Raw genomic sequence first — 15,496 nt, 5'->3', positions numbered from 1 at the left:
GGGTGATACCTCTTCCGCTTCTTCCGGCGGTGCGGCGGAGGATGTGACCGCCGGTCCATTGCCCCTTGCCCAGCGCGACGAAAACCGCGCCGGTGGCTGTGGGGAAAAGCTTCCGTGATCCCGCTCCGGAAAAGCTGCCAGAAATTCCCTGCCGGGAACCAACCGGTGGAACGTTCCGCACGTCATCCCTATCGACCGGGAGACCTGGATTGAGGCCCCGGCCTTCTGCTCGCGCCCCGGGAGGTGAGGCCCGTGGGGGTGGAGTGACGCATGTCACGGCGTGCGGTTACGGCGCTGACGTGCGCCCCCGGGAAAGGCGAGGGGGCCGGAGCGGTGCGCACCGCTCCAGGGAAAAGGGGGAATTGCGGACTCCGCGGAAACGGTGCGGAGCGGCTCGGATACCTGTGGTGCACGTGCAAAGGCTCATGCAGGTGCATGGGGACGCGGTTATGATCCGGGCAGCCCACAACCCCCCACACATGCGGCGGGATACCGCCGGCTATTTCGGGAGAGTCCTGTGCATCACACGTACAACGGTATGGCCGCCACGGAACTGAGGGAGGTGGTGTGGCAGAAGAGCCGGCACAGCAATTCTCAGGGCGCTTGTGTGGAGTTCGCCAAGCTGCCCGGAGGGGACGTCGCGGTGCGCAACTCGCGCCATCCCGACGGGCCCGCACTGATCTACACGCCCGCCGAGGTCGAGGCGATGCTGCTGGGCATCAAGGACGGGGAGTTCGATCACCTGATCAGGGACTGACCTGCCGCGGCAGGCAGTCCTCACGAGGAGAGCGAGCAGGCAGGCCGGGTCGCCGTCCCCGGCCGGTCCACCCGGGAGCCCGCACCCCACCCCACGATCCGGGGGCTCCCGGCGCACAGGGTTCCCCGGCGTGCACGCACCCGTCCGGAACCGGCGCCTTCCGTGCCGGCCCGTCGGCACGGGCGGTCGGAGCGGGGTCCGTCAGCCCGCCGGTACCGCCGGCAGCCGGAACAGCGCCCAGACGACCTTCCCGCGCAGCGTCCCCGCGAGCGGATGCCAGCCCCAGTTGTCGCTGAAGGCCTCGACGAGATGGAGTCCGCGGCCGGATTCCCCCGCTCGGTCCGGATCCTCCGGCAGATGCCTTCCCGTGACCGGGCTGTCCCGGCTGGGATCCCGTACGGCGCAGACCAGGTGAGTGGTCCACCGCATCAGGTGCAGCCGCACGGCCGGTTCCGCCCGGCACGCCCCCGCGGCCGGGTCCTGGCGGACGGCGGCGGCCAGGGGCTCCGGTACGACGTTCGGCAGGGCGTGCCGCAGCGCGTTCGTGACCAGTTCCGAGACCACCAGCGCGACCGTGTCGGCGTGGTCGTCCAGACTCCACTCCGAGAGCGCGGCCGTGGTGAACCGGCGTGCGCCGCTCACCGAGGCGTAGTCCGGGGTGAGGGAGCAGGTGGCGCTGCTGGAGACCGCCTCATAGCCGATGGGCGGAAGCTCCCGCCGTAACGGCTCGAGCATGGTCGATCCTTTGGTCCCCATGCGAGGCACTCCTGGCCCAAGTGGAATCGGTCGAGGCAGCCGTGCTGTGGTGCTTGGGTCCATCGTTCCCAATGCGCACCCCGGATGCAAGGGCAGATGCACGTGCAGCTGACGTGATCGCCCCGGTATGCCAGGAGTTGGGCGGTTAATCTTCGGCCGCTGCTTTACCAGATTTCCCGTCCCCATCTCATCTGTGTAACCGGACCGGCACGCAACGGAGCCCGGAAGTGGCAGACTTCGTCTGTTGACGGTCGCGGTGCATCAACTACGGAGACAGGTAGTCGGTACATGAGCACAGGGCAGCCGGGAAGCGGAACCGACGGAGCGGGAGGATCCAGTGGCTCGATGGTGCGCCGCATCCTCCTCGGCTCACAGCTCAGGCGGCTCCGCGAGTCCAGGGGCGTCACCCGCGAGGCGGCGGGATACTCGATCCGCGCCTCCGAGTCCAAGATCAGCCGGATGGAGCTGGGCCGGGTGAGTTTCAAGGCCCGGGACGTCGAGGACCTGCTCACGCTCTACGGCGTCACGGACCCGGCCGAGCGCGACGCCCTCCTGGGCCTGGCCCGGGAGGCCAATGTCGCCGGCTGGTGGCACAGCTTCAGCGATGTGCTGCCGGGCTGGTTCCAGACCTATGTCGGCCTGGAGGGCGCGGCCTCCGGCATCCTCGGCTACGAGGTGCAGTTCGTCCCCGGCCTGCTGCAGACGGAGGGGTACGCCCACGCCGTCGTCACCCGCGGCCAGCCCGGCGCCGCGCCGTCCGAGGTCGAACGCCGCGTCGCCCTGCGCCTGGAGCGGCAGAAACTGCTCGTCGCCGAGCACGGTCCGGAGTTCCACCTCATCCTGGACGAGGCGGCGCTGCACCGGCCGTACGGCGACCGCGGTGTGATGCGCGATCAGCTCCGCCATCTCACCGAGCTCTCCGAGCACCCGCGGATGACGCTCCAGGTCATGCCGTTCTCATTCGGCGGCCACGCCGGTGAGAGCGGGGCCTTCACCCTGCTGCGCTTCCCCGAGTCCGACCTCTCGGACATCGTCTATCTGGAGCAGCTCACCAGCGCGCTCTACCTGGACAAGCCCGAGGACGTGCGGCAGTACCGGCGCGTGCTGGACCGCTTGCGCGCGGACAGCCCCGACCCGGCGGGGAGCCGTGACCTCATCGGGAAAATCCTCCGGGACCTCTGAGACATCAGTACGATGACAAACCGTCAGGAGTCCGAACCCTCCGCGGGCGCCCCGCCCGGCGCTCCGGTCTCCACGTCAGGGGTGGCATGTCCTACTTCGCAGAATTGGCCCACCAGTACATAGCCGGTGAATGGAAAACCGGCTCCGGATCGTGGGACATCATCGATTTCAACCCCTACAACGGGGACAAACTGGCGGCCATCACCATCGCCACCACCGACGAGGTCGACGAGGCGTACCGGGCCGCCGAGCGGGCCCAGCGCGCGTGGGCGGCCACCAATCCCTACGCCCGCCGGGCCGTCTTCGAGCGGGCGCTCACCCTCATCGACGAGCGCCAGGAGGAGATCACCGAGGCGATCATCGCCGAACTCGGCGGCACACGCCTCAAGGCGGCCTTCGAACTCCACCTCGCCAAGGAATTCCTGCGCGAGGCGATCCTGCTGGCGGTCCGGCCCGAGGGGCGGATCCTCCCGGCGGCGGCCGACGGCAAGGAGAACCGGGTCTACCGGACGCCGGTCGGCGTCGTCAGCGTCATCAGCCCGTTCAACTTCCCGTTCCTGCTGTCGTTCAAGTCCGTCGCCCCGGCCCTCGCCCTCGGCAACGCCGTCGTCCTCAAGCCGCACCAGAACACCCCGATCGTCGGCGGTTCCCTGGTCGCGAAGATCCTGGAGGACGCCGGTCTGCCGCCCGGGGTCCTGAACGTCGTCATCACCGACATCGCCGAGATCGGTGACGCCTTCATCGAGCACCCGGTGCCCAAGGTCATCTCCTTCACCGGCTCGGACAAGGTCGGGCGCCACGTGGGCACCGTCGCCGCCTCGCACTTCAAGCGCTCGGTCCTCGAACTCGGCGGCAACAGCGCCCTGATCGTGCTGGAGGACGCCGACCTCGACTACGCGGTCGACGCGGCGGTGTTCAGCCGCTTCGTCCACCAGGGACAGGTCTGCATGTCCGCCAACCGTGTGCTGGTCCACCGCGCCGTCCTCGACGAGTTCACCGAGAAGTTCACCGCCAAGGTCCGCTCCCTCAAGGTGGGCGACCCGGCCGACCCGGAGACCCAGATCGGCCCGCTGATCAACCCCGCGCAGGCCGAGGCCATCACCGCCCTGGTGGAGCGCACCATCGAGGCCGGCGCGACCGCCCTCGTCCGCGGCGAGAGCGACGGCACCCTGGTGTCGCCCACCGTCCTCACCGATGTGCCGGAGGGCTCGGACGCCCTCTGCCAGGAGATGTTCGGACCCGTGGTCGTCCTCGTCCCCGTCGAGGACGAGGACGAGGCGGTGCGGATCGCCAACGACACCCCGTACGGGCTCAGCGGCGCCGTTCACACGGCCGACGTCGAGCGCGGTGTGCGGATCGCCCAGCGGATCGAGACGGGCATGATGCACGTCAACGACAGTACGGTGCACGACGAGCCGATCGTGCCCTTCGGCGGGGAGAAGCACTCCGGCCTCGGCCGGCTCAACGGCGACGCCATGATCGAGGCCTTCACCACCACCAAGTGGATCTCGATCCAGCACGGCAGGAGCGTCTTCCCCTTCTGACCCCGGCGACGCCCCGGCGCGGGGGAATCGCCGGGCGCACGCGGACAGCCGCACGCACCACCGCATCACCGCACCGAGGCCCGGGCACCCGCCGCCCGGGCCTCGGTGCGTTGCCGGTCCCCTGCGTTGCGGACCGGAGCTGACCGCAAGTCCTCATAGCGTGAGGGATGTTCCGAACGACCGGTGCGTATGCGGCCGGACCGGCGCGTACCCCTACAGAAAGGCCATCCCCATGCCCACTCTCGTGGAAGCCGAGGACCGCGGTGACGAGCGCGGCGCCCTGCTCGCCTACCTGGAGGCGCAGCGCGGTGCGGTACGGCGCTCGCTGCTCGGGCTCACCGAGGAGCAGGCGGCGCGGAAGCCGACCGCCGGCGCGCTCTCCCTCTCCGGACTGCTCAAGCACCTGGTGGAGACGGAGGACGGCTGGGTGCGCACCGCCCGGGGCCTGAAATACGCGGCGGAGCGCGACGAGTCCAACTGGCACGAGAGCTTCCAGCTGATCGGTGACGAGACGATCGCCGGCAAGCTGGCCGAGTGGGAGGAGGTCGCGGCCCGCACCGAACGCTTCGTCCGCGCGGTGCCGGACTTCGACGCGACCTTCGCACTGCCCGAAGCGCCGTGGTTCCCGCGCGGCGCCGAGCGGTCGATGCGCTGGCTGGTCCTGACGCTCATCCAGGAGGTCGCCCGGCACGCCGGCCACGCCGACATCATCCGTGAATCCCTGGACGGCAGGACGGCGTTCGAACTGGTCGACATGGCGGCCGGGGCGGAGGAGGACCGGGGCGCCCGGAAACGCGCCACCGCCTGACCCGCCTTCCCGAGCCCCGCGTGCCGCTGCCGGGCGCCCGCCGGGAATCGCGGGACAGCCCTTAGGGTGACGCCGTACGGACCGGACGGCAGGGAGGGGAACGGCCGATGTCGGCGACGCGACTGCTGGTGCTGGGCGCCGTCCGCCAGCACGGCCGGGCCCACGGCTACCAGGTCCGCAGCGACCTGGAGTACTGGGGCGCCCACGAGTGGTCGAACGTCAAGCCGGGCTCGATCTACCACGCCCTCAAGCAGATGGCGAAGCAGGGCCTGCTGCTGGCGCACGACACCGAGCCGAGCCCGGCCGGCGGCCCGCCCCGCACCGAGTACGAACTGACCCCGGAGGGGGAGCGGGAGTATCTGGCGCTGCTCCGCGAGGCCCTGGTCCGGCACGACCAGAAAACCGATCTGCTGACCGCGGGGGTCGGCTTCCTCGTCGACCTGCCGCGCGAGGAGGCCGTCTCCCTGCTGAGGCGGCGGGTGGCGGCGCTGGAGGCGTGGCGGGACGAGGTCGAGCGGGAGTGGCTGCCGCCGGCACCCCCCGAGGAGTGGGGCCACATCGGGGAGATCATGCGGCTCTGGACCCATCTCGCCGAGAGCGGCGCGGAATGGACGCGCGGGCTGATCGCCCGGCTGGAGGGCGGCGCCTACGTCATGGCCGGTGAGGGCGAACGCTCGGTGGACGTCCTGCCGGACGGCGCGGAGAACCCCTACGCGGACCGGAACGCCCGCCGCCTCCGGGCCCCTGGTTCCGGGCCCGAGCCGGGACCGGAACCGGAGTCCGAGCCCGGCTCCGGTTCCGGTCCCGGTCCCGGACGGGACGGGGCCGGGAGGCAGGGCTGACCGGCCCCGTCCCGCGTTCCGTCCGTCATCCGCCGTCCCCGGCCGCCCCGGCCTTGAGCGCCCGGGCGAACCGCACCACCCGCTCGGCCTGTACCCGGGCGGCCCGCAGCGTGGTCTCGTCCACCGGCTTCTGCCCCTGGGCGTCCACGTGCGAGGTGCCGTACGGATTGCCGTCGGTGAACTTCGACGGATCGGTGTAGCCGGGGGCCACCACCACCCCGCCGAAGTGGTAGATCGTGGTGTAGAGCGCGAGCAGAGTGGACTCCTGGCCGCCGTGCGGCGTTGCCGAGGAGGTGAAGCCGCTGTAGACCTTGTCGGCCAGCTTCCCCTCGGACCACAGCCCGCCGAGGCTGTCGAGGAACTGCTTGAGCTGTGAGGACACATTCCCGTAGCGGGTCGGAGTGCCGAAGATCACCGCATCGGCCCAGAGCATGTCGTCCGGGCCGGCCTCGGGGACACCGGCCGTCGCATCGGCGTTCGCCGCCCATGCCGGATTGGACTCCACCGCAGTCCGGGGCGCGAGTTCGGCCACCCGGAGCAGCCGCACCTCCGCTCCGGCCTTCGTCGCGGCGTCCGCGATCTCCTTGGCGACGGCGGTGTTCGTCCCGGTGGACGAGTAGTGGATGACGGCCAGACGCACGGCGCCGGTCATGAAACGGACTCCTCCCTTGACGCGAACCCCGGTGAGGGGGCGGACCCACCGGGTGCCCGCTGCGGCGACGGGCAAGCCCCGCACCGGCGATCCGGTACCGCACGGCGGGGCGGCGGACGGGTACGGGCTCCGGAACCCCCCGCATTTCCGGGGCGTTGGTAGCTTTGGGAGGGCTGTACAGTCGCCCCACGAACCGCGCCCGGGCCCCGCTTGAGCCTGCGCCCCGAACCTGGAGTCTCTACTTCCGTGACCACCCTCGCGCTCGGCCCCAGCTGGCTCGACCCGGACTATCTGATCCAGACCTTCGGCCTGATCGGCGTGCTGGCGATCGTGTTCGCCGAGTCGGGCCTGTTCTTCGGCTTCTTCCTGCCCGGTGACTCCCTGCTCTTCACCACCGGTCTGCTGGTGGCGACGGACACGCTCAGTTACCCGCTCTGGCTGATCTGCACACTCGTCGTCGTGTCGGCGGTCCTGGGCGACCAGGTCGGCTACCTCTTCGGGCGCAAGGTCGGGCCGGCGCTGTTCAAGCGGCCCGACTCCCGGTTCTTCAAGCAGGAGAACGTCGAGAAGGCGCACGACTTCTTCGAGAAGTACGGCCCCAAGTCGCTGGTCCTGGCCCGCTTCGTGCCGATCGTGCGGACGTTCACCCCGATCGTCGCCGGTGTGAGCCGCATGAACTACCGCTCGTTCATCACCTTCAACGTCCTCGGGGGCACGCTCTGGGGCGCCGGTGTGACGGTCCTCGGCTACTTCCTCGGTCAGATCGACTTCGTGCACGCCCACATCGAGAAGATCCTCATCCTGATCGTGCTGGTCTCGGTGCTGCCGATCGTCATCGAGGTGCTCCGGGCCCGTGCCCAGTCCCGCCGCGCGGCGGGAGGCCCCGAGGAGCCGGCCGCGGTCCGCCCCGACCCCGCCCCCGGGCCGCAGGACGGCCCGGAGCCGTTCGGGCAGCCGGGGCAGCCCGCCCCCGCATACGGCGGGCAGCCGCAGCAGCAGCCGTACGGTCACCCGGGCCAGTACGGCCAGCAGCCGCAGCAGCAGCCGTACGGGCAGCCCGGTCAGTACGGTGAGCAGCAGTACGACGGCCGGTACGGTCAGCAGGGCTACGGCGAGCAGCAGCCGTACGGCCGGCCGGATCAGTACGGCCGGCAGCAGCCGCAGCCCTATGGGCAGCCGGATCAGTACGGCCGGTAGCCCCTGCCCGTACGGACGGACGGCCGGCCGTCCGTCCCGTCCCGGCCCGGCCCGGTCGGCCGGGCGGCACCGGCGCCGTCGCCCGGGCTGCGGCCCCGCGGTCAGAATCCGCGGGTGCGCTTGGCCGCCCGCCGCTCGCCCGTCTCGGCCTCCACCGTCGGCCGCTTGAGGAAGAGCCGGGCCAGCTCGCCCCCCAGGTTCACCCCGATGGCGATGGCCAGAGCCAGGGCCACGGCCTTGGTCAGCGAGCCGAGTCCCGCGTTGAGATCGCCCTGCGCGATGCCGAGCAGGCCGAAGTAGGTCGCGCTACCGGGCAGCAGCGGCCCGATCGCGGCCGTGACGTACGGCAGCGCGGAGGCGTACCGGTAGCGGGACAGCAGTTGTCCGAAGAGACCGACCAGCCCGGCCGCCACGGCGGTCGCGGCCACCGGCGAGATCCCGCCGACGTTGTTCATCGCGCCGTAGACGGTCCAGGCGATGCCGCCGTTGAGGGTGGCCGCCAGCACGGTGGAACGTTCCTGCTGGAGCATGATGCAGAAGGCCAGCGCCAGCAGCATCGCCGCGACGATCTGGGTCACCGGCCGGTAGTCGCTGCCCAGCGACTCGGCCGGTTTCAGTCCGGCGCCCAGCTCCACGCCCACCACCAGCACCAGCAGCACCCCGGTCACGATGCCCACGATCAGATACGCGACCTCCAGCAATCGGGCGGACGCGGTGATGTAGTAGCCGGTCAGCCCGTCCTGCACCCCGGCGACCAGCGCCCGCCCCGGGATCAGGGCGAACAGCCCGCCCGTGATCACCGCGGACGGTTTGACCTCCGCGTGCACCAGCACCAGCGTCACGCCCATCGCGGCCGGCGGCATCGCGGCCGCCACGAACTGGTAGAACTCCGGGAGCCCGCGGCCCGAGGCCAGCCAGGCCAGCCGGTCGCCGAGCATGGCCCCGGCCGCCGCCGCCAGGAAGACGAGCCAGCCGCCGCCGACGAGGGTGCTCGCCGAGCCCGAGAGCAGTCCGGCGGCCAGGGTCAGCGCCCAGCCGGGGTAGGGGTGGCGGTTCCGCCGGATGTCGGCCAGCCGCCGGTACGCCTCCTCCAGCGTGATTTCCGTGTCCTCCGTGGTGATGTCGTCCACCAGCCGGTAGACGGCCGACAGCCGCGTGTAGTCGGTGACCCGGCGGCGCACCGTCCGGCTGGCCGTGACCGGGTCGTCCACCAGCGACGGCTGATAGGTGACGGAGAGCAGGGTGAAGGTGACGGTCGGCTCACAGCGGTCCAGCCCGTAGGCGTGGGCGACGCCGAACATCGCCGCCTCGACGTCCTCCGCGCCCTCGCCGCCCGCCAGCAGGAGTTCCCCGATCCGCAGCGAGATGTCCAGCACCCGGGGGACGGCGGGCCCCGACTCGTCCTCGTGGCGCTCCGCCCGGTCGGGCAGCGGGCGGTCCCCCACCGGCATCCGCAGCATGGTGCGCATCCGGTCCTGCCAGGGCTGGTCCTTGGAGAGCCGGACGGCGGGTATGCCCTGCGGGGGAGTGAAGGCGGGGAAGGCGCTGGGCCGGTTCCGGCCGTTCCCGTCCGGCGTCTGGGGCTGCCGCCCGCCCGGGGGCGCGAAGGCCGAGCCCTCCGGTTCGGGCGGCGACTCCTGCGCCAGGCCGGTGGGCAGGGCGAACTCCGAGGTGGGGTGCTCGTCCTCCGGGGGCGGCGGCAGGGGGACGCCGAGCGGTGGTGTGAAGGCGCTGCGCGCCTCGTCGGACTGCGGCTTGCGGTCCTCGGCGTCCTCCGCGCGCTCCGGCCCGTGGGCACCGCCGTGCCGCTGGGTGTCCGCCACCACGTGCTCCGTTCCTCCTCGTGGAACTCTCGTCCGTCCCTCCGGGTCCCCCGTTCCCGGCCCCGCCCGCCACCAGCCACCATGGCGCATTCCCGAGGTGCTCGCCCGGTATGTCGCACCCGCCCGGGCGCCCCGGGCAGCGAGCGGGCGGCGCACCCGCGTGGAGTGCGCCGCCCGTCCGTCCCGCCGTCCCGCCGGGCCGCCGCGCCGGCGGGCCCGTGGCCGGATCACTCCGGCGCGATCACCGTCAGTGCGCCCCTCCGGAGGCCTCCAGGCGCTTGATGGACGCCTCGACCTCGGCCTCGGCCTCGGCGCGGCCCACCCAGTTGGCGCCCTCGACCGACTTGCCGGGCTCCAGGTCCTTGTAGACCTCGAAGAAGTGCTGGATCTCCAGGCGGTCGAACTCGGAGACATGGTGGATGTCGCGCAGGTGCTCGACGCGCGGGTCCGAGGCCGGCACGCACAGCAGTTTGTCGTCACCGCCCGCCTCGTCCGTCATCCGGAACATGCCGATCGCGCGGCACTTGATGAGGCAGCCGGGGAAGGTCGGCTCGTCCAGGATGACCAGGGCGTCCAGCGGGTCGCCGTCCTCGCCGAGGGTGTTCTCGACGAACCCGTAGTCGGCCGGGTAACTCGTCGAGGTGAAGAGCCGGCGGTCCAGGCGGATACGGCCCGTCTCGTGGTCCACCTCGTACTTGTTGCGCGAACCCTTCGGGATCTCGATGGTGACGTCGAACTCCACGGGTGGCTCCTCCATGATCAGGCCATAATTCTGATGGTTAAGTGTCCCTTACGCGGGGGCGTGGGTGCGAAAGGGGCTGGTCCGAAGTGCCCGAGGCCGGATGGTGGCGGTTCAGGTGGCCCGTCGGCGGGTGGTTGGCCCTTCCGCCGTGGCACCTGGCGGCGGGTTCCGCCGTACTCGGGCTCGTCATGGCGGCCGGAGCGGTGACCGCGGCCGGCCCATGGGACTCCGGACAGCGTACGGCCGAGCGGGCTCGCGCGGCCCACTGGAACGGCGAGGGTGGCGAGCGTCACGATGGCCGGTCACCTGCGACGTCGGCCACGGAGGAGTCCGCTTCCGCGGCCGCCGCGGTCCTCGCCGCGCTCGGCGGCGCGGCGGACTCGCCCGGGGCCGCCCCGCCGCCCACCGCGACGGGCCTGGAGGACGCTCTGACCCCGCTGCTGGACGATCCGGCCCTGGGCGCGCTGAGCACCGCCGCGGTGGCCGACGCCGCCACCGGCGAACTGGTGCACGGCACCCGGGAGAAGACCCCCGCCGTACCGGCCTCCACGATCAAGATCGCGACATCCGTGGCCGCCCTCACCGCCCTCGGCCCCGACCACCGGCTGACCACCGAGGTGGTCTACGGGCCGGGCAAGGGCGAGGTCGTGCTGGTCGGCGGCGGCGACCCGACCCTCACCGCCCGGGACGCCCGGCAGCCCGGGAACCCGGCGAGCCTGCGCGACCTTGCCGACCGCACCGCGCGCGCCCTCAAGGAGGACGGCGTCGGGAAGGTCGCTCTGGCGTACGACACCTCGCGCTGGTCCGGACCCACCCGGCACCCCATAGGGCCCAACGACAACATCGCCCCGGTCGTCCCGCTGAGCACCGACGCGGGCCGCCTGGACGACAGCCGCCGCGGCCCGGCGCCCCGGTCCGCCGACCCCGCCGCCGACGCCGCGAGGACCTTCGCGGACCTGCTGCGCGACCGCGGCCTCACCGTCAAGGGGAAGCCCCGGCACGCCGAGGCCGGAAAGGACGCCGAGCGGGTCGCCGCCGTCCGCTCCATGCCCGTCTCCGCCCTCGTGGAACGGGCCCTGACCAACAGCGACAACGACATCGCCGAGGCCCTCGCCCGGGAGACGGCCGTCGCCGCCGGCGAACCGGCGAGCTTCACCGGCGCCGGCCGGGCCGTACGGGCCCGGCTCGCCGGACTCGGCCTGCCGCTGGCGGGCGCCCGGTTCGCCGACGGCAGCGGCCTCGACCGGGACGACAAGATCTCCGCGGCACTCCTCGCCCGGCTGCTGGTCCGGGCCACCGACCCCGAGCGCCCCGAGCTCCGCCCGGTCCTCACCGGTCTGCCCGTGGCCGGATTCAGCGGCACCCTCCGCAGCCGCTACGCGGACGCCTCCGCGGGCACCGGCATGGTCCGCGCCAAGACCGGCACCCTCACCGGTGTGAACGCCCTCGCCGGCACGGTCGTCGACGCCGACGGCCGGCTGCTGGCCTTCGCGTTCCTCACCAATGGCAGCAGCGACGCCCACGGCGCCCAGGCGGCCCTGGACCGCATGGCCTCGGCCCTGGCCAACTGCGGCTGCCGCTGACCACTCCCGGCCCGGGCGGGCGCTCACCGGCCCGGCGGCCGCGCCCCGGCCCCGGCGCGCCGGGGCCGGGCCGGGCACGTCACCGGAGCCGCCGCACCGTGCGGGCCCGCCGCCCGCCGCCCGCCCCCGGCGCCCGCCCCCCGGGTCCCGTCCGGTCCCGTCCGGAGACGTGACGGACACCTCCGCCCCCGCCCGGCCCGCACCCCGCCAGGAGCTTCTCCCGCTCCCTCCGCATGCCACGTACGGTGAAGTCATGACGAGTTTCGGCGGTGCCCAGATGGTCGACTGGAATCTCGCGGTCGCGACCGCGACCCGGCTGGTACGGCCGGGCCCCGAGGTGAGCCGTGACGAGGCGCGCGCGATCGTGTCGGAGCTGCGCCGGCACGCCGGTTCCTCCGAGGAGCACGTGCGGGCCTTCACCCGGATGGCGGCAGCGCACGCCGACGGTGCCGTGCCGGACCCCGGCGCCGGTACCCCGGTCCTCGTCATCGACCGGCCGGGCTGGATCCGGGCCAATGTCGCCGGCTTCCGCGAGCTGCTGAAGCCGCTGCTGGAGAAGGTCGAGGGCCGCCGCGCGGCCCGTCCCGGCGGGGCCGTGCTCAGCGCCGTGGGCTCCAAGGTGACCGGCATGGAGCTGGGTGCCCTGCTCTCCTTCCTCGCCTCCCGCGTCCTCGGCCAGTACGAGACCTTCGCCCCGCCGGGCCGCGACCTGCCGGCCGGGGCGAACGGCGGCAGGCTGCTGCTGGTGGCCCCGAACATCGTCCACGTCGAGCGCGAACTCGACGTCGAACCCCACGACTTCCGGCTCTGGGTCTGCCTGCACGAGGAGACCCACCGCACCCAGTTCTCGGCCGTCCCCTGGCTCAGCGATCACATCGAGGGCGAGATCCAGACCTTCCTCGCCGAGACCGACATCGACCCCGGCACCCTCCTGGAACGTGTCCGCGAGGCCGCCCAGTCCCTCGCGGGCGGCCGGCCGGAGGGCGAGGGGGACAGCGGCCGCAGCTTCGTCGAGCTGGTGCAGACCCCCGCCCAGCGGGAGGTGCTGGGCCGCATCACCGCCGTGATGTCCCTGCTGGAGGGCCACGCGGACTACGTCATGGACGGGGTGGGGCCGGACGTCGTCCCCTCCGTGGCCGAGATCCGCGAGAAGTTCCAGCAGCGCCGGGCGAGTGGTGCGGGGCGGCTCGACCAGGCCCTGCGCAAGCTCCTCGGCCTGGACGCCAAGCTCCGCCAGTACCGCGACGGCGAGCGCTTCGTCCGCGCCGTGGTGAACGAGGTCGGCATGGACGGCTTCAACCGGGTGTGGACCTCGCCCAACACCCTGCCGACCAAGGCGGAGATCGCCGCCCCGGCCGAGTGGGTCGCCCGGGTGCACCGCAAGGAGGGCTGACCCGGGCCGCCGGCTGTCCGGCGCCGGCCCCGCCCCGGTCCCCGCGGTGAGCGCGGGCCCTTGTCAGTCCGCGTGCGGTCCGCCCCGGTCGGGGACAGGACCGAATGGAAGTCCTGCAGATCACCCGTCCGAGGGACCGTGGGATACCGGAAGGCGTGCGATGCTCGGGTAACGGCTCGCCTCTGTCACCATCTACACACACAGTGTGACGGAAGCCCGAGTGTCGAGGGGCGGTCCGCCGTCCCCCGGCCCGCACGGCCCCCGAGACTTCTCCCCCTGACAGGAAGGGAACCGGACATGGGTCCCCATCCAGCGGTCGCGGCGATACGCCTGGCGGTCCGCCGCACGCTGCACGACCTCCTCGCCGAGCTCGCCGCCGCCGGCACGCTTCCCCCTCCCTTCTCTCCGTCCGCCGTCTCCTCCCCATCCCCGTCCCCATCCCCCGCCGGACGTCCCGAGCCGTCCGGCCGCGCGGCTCCGGCCGCCCCCGACGCCCCTCTGGTGCTCGCCGCCTGCAGCGGTGGCGCCGACTCCGTCGCGCTCGCCTCCGCGCTGTCCTTCGAGGCGCCCAAGCTGGGCATCCGCGCGGGCGGGGTCACCGTCGACCACCGCCTCCAGCCCGGCTCCGACCAGCGCGCCGCCGAGGTCGCCACTCGCCTGCGCGAGCTCGGCCTCGACCCCGTCGAGACGGTCGCGGTCGACGTGGGCCGGACCGGCGGCCCCGAGGCCGCCGCCCGTGACGCCCGCTACGCCGCCCTCGACGCCGTGGCGGACCGGTACGGGGCCCGCGCCGTCCTGCTCGGCCACACCCGCGACGACCAGGCGGAGACGGTCCTCCTCGGGCTGGCCCGCGGTTCCGGCATCCGCTCGCTCTCCGGCATGGCCGCCGTCTCCGGCAGGGACGGCCGCTACCGGCGCCCGTTCCTCCGGCTCGACCGGCAGACGGCGCGCACGGCCTGCCTCGCCCAGTCCCTGCCGGTCTGGGACGACCCGCACAACAGCGACCCCTCCTACACCCGCTCCCGGCTGCGCCACGAAGGGCTGCCCGCCCTGGAGAAGTCCCTGGGCAAGGGGGTGATCGAGGCCCTAGCCCGGACCGCCCAGCTCTCCCGTGACGACGCCGACGCCCTCGACGTCTGGGCCGACGACGCCGAGCGCTCCGTCCGGTCCCGTCCGTCCGGCACCGGGCCGGACGGCCTCGACGTGGCCAAGCTCGCCGCGCTGCCGCCCGCCATCCGGCGCCGGGTGCTGCGGCGCGCGGCCATCGCCGCCGGTTCGCCCGCGGGTTCGCTCTTCGCCCGGCACATCGAGGAAATGGACCGGCTGGTCACCGACTGGCACGGTCAGGGTGCCCTCAACCTCCCCGGGCGCGTGGAGGTCCTGCGGCGATGTGGCAATCTGGTCATCGGGCGGCGCGATCAGACCGCCGCCGAGCACTGAGCCGCCTCCCGACGTCTCCTCCCGGCCCCGCCGGGAGCGGGCGCTGCCGGGACCGGGCCGTAACGACCGAGAGTGACACGGGTGGACGACAAGGACATGGGCACCGACCTTCAGTCGGTGCTCATCACCAAGGAACAGATCGACACCAAGCTGGCCGAGCTGGCCGCGGAGATCGACGCCGAGTACGCGGGCCGGGACCTGCTGATCGTCGGAGTGCTCAAGGGCGCGGTGATGGTGATGGCGGACCTGGCCCGGGCGCTGTCGACCCCCGTGACCATGGACTGGATGGCGGTCTCCTCGTACGGGGCGGGCACCAAGTCCTCCGGTGTGGTCCGGATCCTCAAGGATCTGGACACCGACATCGCCGGCCGCGACGTCCTCATCGTCGAGGACATCATCGACTCCGGCCTCACCCTCTCCTGGCTGCTGTCCAACCTCAGCTCGCGCGGACCGGCCTCGCTGGGCGTCTGCACGCTGCTGCGCAAGCCCGAGGCCGCCAAGGTCGACATCGACGTCAAGTACGTCGGCTTCGACATCCCCAACGAATTCGTCGTCGGCTACGGCCTCGACTACGCGGAGAAGTACCGCAACCTCCCCTTCGTCGGGACACTGGCGCCGCACGTCTACGGCGGCTGAGCGGCCGGAGGCGGCCCGCGGGAACGCCGGGCGCCGCCGCGGCGTTGAGATTTGTACGGACGGTGGTCATTCGCCGCCCGGGCAGCGCCCGGGGCGGAAGCTGAGGTACCGTCCGAAGGCAAGTCTTCAACAGGTCGAGTA

At 72.5% G+C, this 15,496-nt stretch carries 14 protein-coding genes; 10 read left to right on the top strand and 4 right to left on the bottom strand.

Going from position 1 to position 15,496, the window contains the following annotated elements; translation table 11 throughout:
- The first annotated feature begins 517 nt into the window (after positions 1-517).
- Positions 518-757 (top strand): DUF397 domain-containing protein, encoded by a 240-nt coding sequence (locus KBZ10_RS12605; RefSeq protein WP_210987677.1) that lies wholly within the window; start codon positions 518-520, stop codon positions 755-757.
- A 201-nt stretch (positions 758-958) separates the two neighbouring features.
- Here the strand turns inward: KBZ10_RS12605 and KBZ10_RS12600 are convergent, their stop codons facing one another.
- Positions 959-1,513: an ATP-binding protein gene (locus KBZ10_RS12600; RefSeq protein WP_210987676.1), complete on the bottom strand. Its 555-nt coding sequence runs from the start codon at positions 1,511-1,513 to the stop codon at positions 959-961.
- Between the two features lie 345 nt (positions 1,514-1,858).
- Here KBZ10_RS12600 and KBZ10_RS12595 point away from each other — a divergent pair, with 345 nt between their 5' ends.
- The 4 genes from KBZ10_RS12595 (at position 1,859) to KBZ10_RS12580 (ending at position 5,889) form a co-directional block, all read left to right on the top strand.
- A complete protein-coding gene (locus KBZ10_RS12595) occupies positions 1,859-2,695 on the top strand; it encodes a helix-turn-helix transcriptional regulator (RefSeq protein WP_210987675.1) in 837 nt (278 codons plus the stop codon).
- 86 nt (positions 2,696-2,781) lie between these two features.
- On the top strand, positions 2,782-4,239 hold the full coding sequence (locus KBZ10_RS12590; protein WP_210987674.1) for an aldehyde dehydrogenase family protein: 1,458 nt from the start codon (positions 2,782-2,784) through the stop codon (positions 4,237-4,239).
- A gap of 232 nt (positions 4,240-4,471) precedes the next feature.
- Complete coding sequence (locus KBZ10_RS12585; protein ID WP_210987673.1) at positions 4,472-5,047, top strand: DinB family protein; 576 nt, start codon at positions 4,472-4,474, stop codon at positions 5,045-5,047.
- 107 nt (positions 5,048-5,154) lie between these two features.
- Positions 5,155-5,889 (top strand): PadR family transcriptional regulator, encoded by a 735-nt coding sequence (locus tag KBZ10_RS12580; RefSeq protein WP_210987672.1) that lies wholly within the window; start codon positions 5,155-5,157, stop codon positions 5,887-5,889.
- A gap of 25 nt (positions 5,890-5,914) precedes the next feature.
- Here KBZ10_RS12580 and wrbA read toward each other — a convergent pair whose 3' ends face one another.
- Positions 5,915-6,541, bottom strand: coding sequence for an NAD(P)H:quinone oxidoreductase (gene wrbA, locus KBZ10_RS12575; protein WP_210987671.1), 627 nt, complete (start codon positions 6,539-6,541; stop codon positions 5,915-5,917).
- 246 nt (positions 6,542-6,787) lie between these two features.
- On the opposite strand from wrbA, the gene KBZ10_RS12570 reads away from it, so the two are divergent.
- Entirely contained in the window at positions 6,788-7,738 is a 951-nt protein-coding gene (locus KBZ10_RS12570; protein WP_210987670.1) for a DedA family protein, read from the top strand.
- 101 nt (positions 7,739-7,839) lie between these two features.
- On the opposite strand, the gene KBZ10_RS12565 is transcribed toward KBZ10_RS12570, so the two are convergent.
- Together KBZ10_RS12565 and KBZ10_RS12560 are read right to left on the bottom strand one after the other, a co-directional pair.
- Positions 7,840-9,651, bottom strand: a complete 1,812-nt coding sequence (locus KBZ10_RS12565) for a threonine/serine exporter family protein (RefSeq protein WP_210987669.1) — start codon at positions 9,649-9,651, stop codon at positions 7,840-7,842.
- Between the two features lie 157 nt (positions 9,652-9,808).
- The gene (locus KBZ10_RS12560) at positions 9,809-10,303 is read right to left on the bottom strand and encodes an inorganic diphosphatase (RefSeq protein ID WP_019707647.1); all 495 of its coding nucleotides are present in this window, start codon (positions 10,301-10,303) and stop codon (positions 9,809-9,811) included.
- Positions 10,304-10,491: 188 nt separating this feature from the next.
- On the opposite strand from KBZ10_RS12560, the gene dacB reads away from it, so the two are divergent.
- The 4 genes from dacB (at position 10,492) to hpt (ending at position 15,355) form a co-directional block, all read left to right on the top strand.
- Complete coding sequence (gene dacB, locus KBZ10_RS12555) at positions 10,492-11,886, top strand: D-alanyl-D-alanine carboxypeptidase/D-alanyl-D-alanine-endopeptidase (RefSeq protein WP_210987668.1); 1,395 nt, start codon at positions 10,492-10,494, stop codon at positions 11,884-11,886.
- A gap of 253 nt (positions 11,887-12,139) precedes the next feature.
- The gene (locus KBZ10_RS12550; protein WP_210987667.1) at positions 12,140-13,279 is read left to right on the top strand and encodes a zinc-dependent metalloprotease; all 1,140 of its coding nucleotides are present in this window, start codon (positions 12,140-12,142) and stop codon (positions 13,277-13,279) included.
- 297 nt (positions 13,280-13,576) lie between these two features.
- Positions 13,577-14,719: a tRNA lysidine(34) synthetase TilS gene (gene tilS / locus KBZ10_RS12545; RefSeq protein ID WP_210987666.1), complete on the top strand. Its 1,143-nt coding sequence runs from the start codon at positions 13,577-13,579 to the stop codon at positions 14,717-14,719.
- 96 nt (positions 14,720-14,815) lie between these two features.
- Positions 14,816-15,355, top strand: coding sequence for a hypoxanthine phosphoribosyltransferase (hpt, locus tag KBZ10_RS12540; RefSeq protein WP_210987790.1), 540 nt, complete (start codon positions 14,816-14,818; stop codon positions 15,353-15,355).
- Positions 15,356-15,496 lie beyond the last annotated feature (141 nt).

Source organism: Streptomyces sp. F63 (assembly GCF_018070345.1).
Lineage (GTDB): Bacteria > Actinomycetota > Actinomycetes > Streptomycetales > Streptomycetaceae > Streptomyces.
The sequence above is the reverse complement of the archived record's forward strand: the minus strand, read 5'-3'. Positions and strand labels throughout refer to the sequence as shown.